Source organism: Geobacillus sp. B4113_201601 (assembly GCF_001587475.1).
Classification (GTDB): domain Bacteria; phylum Bacillota; class Bacilli; order Bacillales; family Anoxybacillaceae; genus Geobacillus; species Geobacillus icigianus.
Map to the genome: position 1 here is coordinate 763 of NZ_LQYX01000114.1, position 3,934 is coordinate 4,696.

At 36.4% G+C, this 3,934-nt stretch carries 5 protein-coding genes and 1 pseudogene; all 6 read left to right on the plus strand.

The features are described from left to right. On the plus strand, nucleotides 1-658 hold a 658-nt coding region (locus B4113_RS15665), incomplete at its 5' end, for an ExeA family protein (RefSeq protein WP_061912657.1). Nucleotides 659-1,054: 396 nt separating this feature from the next. Further along, nucleotides 1,055-1,969 (plus strand): annotated as a pseudogene (locus B4113_RS15670) (S8 family peptidase); the annotation flags it as partial. Nucleotides 1,970-2,370: 401 nt separating this feature from the next. Next, the gene (locus B4113_RS15675) at nucleotides 2,371-3,003 is read left to right on the plus strand and encodes a sigma-70 family RNA polymerase sigma factor (RefSeq protein ID WP_051962776.1); all 633 of its coding nucleotides are present in this window, start codon (nucleotides 2,371-2,373) and stop codon (nucleotides 3,001-3,003) included. Beyond that, a complete protein-coding gene (locus B4113_RS19175; protein ID WP_081897272.1) occupies nucleotides 2,990-3,154 on the plus strand; it encodes a YvrJ family protein in 165 nt (54 codons plus the stop codon). The genes B4113_RS15675 and B4113_RS19175 overlap by 14 nt, the downstream gene beginning before the upstream one ends. A 10-nt stretch (nucleotides 3,155-3,164) precedes the next feature. After that, entirely contained in the window at nucleotides 3,165-3,404 is a 240-nt protein-coding gene (locus tag B4113_RS15680; RefSeq protein ID WP_033844676.1) for a helix-turn-helix domain-containing protein, read from the plus strand. A 66-nt stretch (nucleotides 3,405-3,470) separates the two neighbouring features. Further along, nucleotides 3,471-3,713 (plus strand): glutaredoxin family protein, encoded by a 243-nt coding sequence (locus B4113_RS15685; RefSeq protein ID WP_033844678.1) that lies wholly within the window; start codon nucleotides 3,471-3,473, stop codon nucleotides 3,711-3,713. Nucleotides 3,714-3,934 lie beyond the last annotated feature (221 nt).

Genomic DNA, 3,934 nt, shown 5'->3' on the forward strand with positions numbered 1-3,934 from the left:
TGGAGAACCGGGGGCGGGCAAGACATTCGCCCTTCGGGCGTGGAAAGAATCGTTGTCCCCTTCTTTGTATCACGTGGTCTACTTCCCGTTATCGACCGGAGGCGTGATGGATGTTTACCGCGGGCTGGCTCTTGGGTTGGGGGAAGAACCGAAATACCGCAAGGTGGATCTCTTCGGCCAAATCCAGCAGGCGATTGAGCGGTTGTATCATGAACGGCGGATCACACCGGTGTTGATATTGGACGAGATGCATTTAGCGAAGGATGCCTTTTTACAGGACATCGCCATCTTGTTCAACTTTGAGATGGATTCAACCAACCCCTTTGTCTTGATGTTAGCTGGGCTGCCCCATTTACAGGGGAAGCTGCGGCTCAATCAGCACCGCCCTCTCGATCAGCGGATCATCATGCGATGCCGGATGGGGCCGTTCGAGAAGGAGGAGGTGGCGGGCTACATCGAGCATCGGATGAAACAGGCTGGGGCGAAGCATCCGATCTTCACTCCATCGGCGTTAGAGGCGATTGCCCTGCAGTCGCAGGGATGGCCTCGGGTGATCAACACGTTGGCTACGACATGCCTGCTGTACGGGCATCAGCTGAAAAAGGACGTCATTGACGAAGAAGTGGTACGCATGGCCACAGAGGAAATGGGGTATTAGCACGAAAGGGACCGACTCGACCTCTTTTGTGCTTTCTCTTTTCCATCAGTCCACTAGGCGCGCTGGAAATCTTCATCTGAAAGAGCGTGCAAACGTTCCGAAAGAATGTGCAAAATCCGGAACAATCCGCAAAAATTTTGCACATTATTTCGGAATCCGCCTGAAATAATTTGAAAAAGGGATTCTGAAATAATGTGCTAATTTACACGAAATAAAAAATCTTTTCTTTCCACCCTGTTAGGGCACGGAATGTGAGTTACTAAAATTATAATTTTTACTTTTTTCGATAATTCTCTAAACGGATCATTTTATTTCGACTGTATAGCAAAAAAATTTCGATCAAGGTTGTAAATAATTTTTAACAAGTTTCTTTATTAAGAAAAGAAAGAAAAATTTTTGGGGGGTATAATTGTGAAAACAAATGAAGTGAAACTTATACCAATTGTTCAATTAAAACAAAACAAATCAAAAGAAAATCGTTCTTCCAGTATTATGAAGATTGGCGCAGAATACAAATGGAAAAAAGGTTACACTGGCAAGGGAGTAGTAGTTGCCGTGATTGATACAGGATGTGCAATAAATCATGCAGATCTAAAAAACAATATTATAGGTGGTTATAACTTTACAGAAGAGTATGACGGTGACATTACCATTTTCGAAGATACAAATGGCCACGGAACTCATGTTGCTGGAATAATAGCAGGGTCTAAAAATGGAACCGGAATAGTAGGGGTGGCACCTGATGCAAAGTTACTTATCTTAAAAGCTTTGAATCGGTATGGAGGCGGTTCAATCAGTTCGGTAGTCGAAGCAATTCATTACGCCATTGATTGGAGAGGGCCAATGGGTGAAAAGGTAAGAGTTATATCACTTTCGTTGGGAACTAAAACTCCGGATCCTGATTTACATGCAGCAATAAAAAGAGCAGTGGCGAATAATATCTTGGTGGTAGCTGCTTCAGGTAATGATGGCGATGGGGATACAAAAACAAATGAGCATCGTTATCCGGGAGCTTTTGAAGAAGTAGTAGAAGTTGGAGCAATCAATAAAGAAAACAAAGTTTCTGTTTTTTCCAATACAAATGAGTTTGTCGATCTTTATGCACCCGGAGAAGATATTTATTCCTCCTATTTAAACAATAGCTATGCTACCTTATCTGGTACTTCAATGGCTACACCTCATGTATCAGGAGCTATCGCTTTATTAATCGAGGAATATGAGAAACTTCTTGAAAAAGAACTAAATGAAACGGAAATCTTTCAATTATTAATGAAACATACAACACCAATTAATACAAAGGAAAATACTAAGATTTATGTACTAAATTTAAAAAAGAACCCAATCGTAAGCGTAAATGAACAAGAGAGTACAAAAAAATTAAATCGAGAAATGTTGCTTAAATGCTTCTGTGAAGCTAGAAAAACTCAAGCATTTTTCACAAAATGCTTAGATGAAAATTCAACAGAAGAAGAAAAAGAGTTTATTGCAGAATTGGTCAAAGAATATGCTAAAACTTCTAACAAAATTTTGGAATATTGCGGGATTAATTTTAAAAAATGATATAATATAATATAATTGTGAATATTCTGTCCTATACAATACTAATACAATAATAATCTTATGACTAATCCACTAATTATGTTAATTGGTCATTTTTTACACCTATAAAACAGAATGTATGTTCACTTTTGCAATGAAAGGAGTAGTGCAATGTGGATTTTGAAAAATTAGATCCGTTTTGTATCCAAAAAATAGAGGAATTTAAAGAAGAAAATAAAGATTTTTTGGAAAACACTGTTGTAAAGTCGTTTCTCACGGAAGAAGAAAATCAAAAATTATTAGTTCAAGCCATCTGTGAACCAACAGAAGAAAACAAAAAATTACTTGACAATAAATTTGAAAAATTTTACTTCGATATCAGATTTACTTCTTATATCTCCACTGTCTTATATTTTAATGCAATAAATTTCGATAAACGCTACCGCAAGATGCTAAATCGTCAACCTCTAACTGTTGACCAACCTATAAATAATGATTCATCGAACACTTCCTTCAATGCTATGCTTGTCGATGCAGAAACGGAAATACAAGTAGAGGATATTTTGCGAAGCGATAATATCGAAGACTATATAACTAATCCTGTTCTTTATGAGGCTATTCAGTCTCTGACTGAAAAACAAAAAGAAGTGATTAGTCTGGCATATGTAAAAGGTCTTACAGATACAGAAATTAGCAAAATATTAAACAAATCACAACAAGCTGTATCAAAAATACACAAAGCAGCGTTAAAAAAAATTTGTAAATTTATTGAAGATAAAGGGGAATTAAAATATGACTGCATGTGATTTTCCTCAATGGGTCACAATTATTGGGAATTTTGGATTTCCTATTGCCATAACTGTTTACTTGTTTTTACGCTTTGAAAGGAAATTGGAGAGTCTAGAGTTAGTCATTCATCAATTAGGCGAAGTAATTAAAGAGACAAGAAAGGGGTAAAATATAAATCATGTTTTATGAATTAGTAAAAGAATCGAAAAAAGATAGTCGAGCATTGGAACAAATTATTAATATGTTTGAACCAAAATTACAAAAAACGCTCTCGCTTACCAAATTAGAAGAACGAGAAGATTTGGCGCAAGAGCTAAAATACAGGTTAATTATGTACATTAAAAAGTATGATGTTGATTCGATACCCGGATTTTGGGAGTTAAAAGAGCAGATACAAAACAGCAAAAAAGTTTGTTGATGAGGTTGTTATTTTTTATGGTGGTCTTTCTTTATGTAATGTATTTTTCAATAGGGGGTTATTACAATGGAAATTATCGTGTATTCCACAAAACATTGCATTTATTGTAAAAAGCAAAAGCAATTTTTATTGGGAAAAGGAATGGCATTTGAAGAAAGGGATATTCATGAGAACGAGGAATTCTTTCAAGAATTTAAAGAACTAGGTGGTTATGGTACTCCATTTACTATAATAAAAGAGAACGGTAATATTGTCTCAAAAATTCTAGGATTTAATCAAAAAAAGTTAGAAGATGAATTAACAAAATGAACTGATAAACCGTCCAATGTTTATTGGGCGGTTTCTATTTTTTATGACTCACATTTCGCACCCTCTCGACAAAAATCGGGAGGATTTTTTTATCTTCCTGTCGAATCAAACCTTGAAACACAAGCAAAGCAAAGGAGTTTGCCCATCATGGACGTTTGAATTCGGGCCATTTATGAAAGTTCTTATTTGAATAGAATAAGCACCCTGTTCAAAGATCTTGA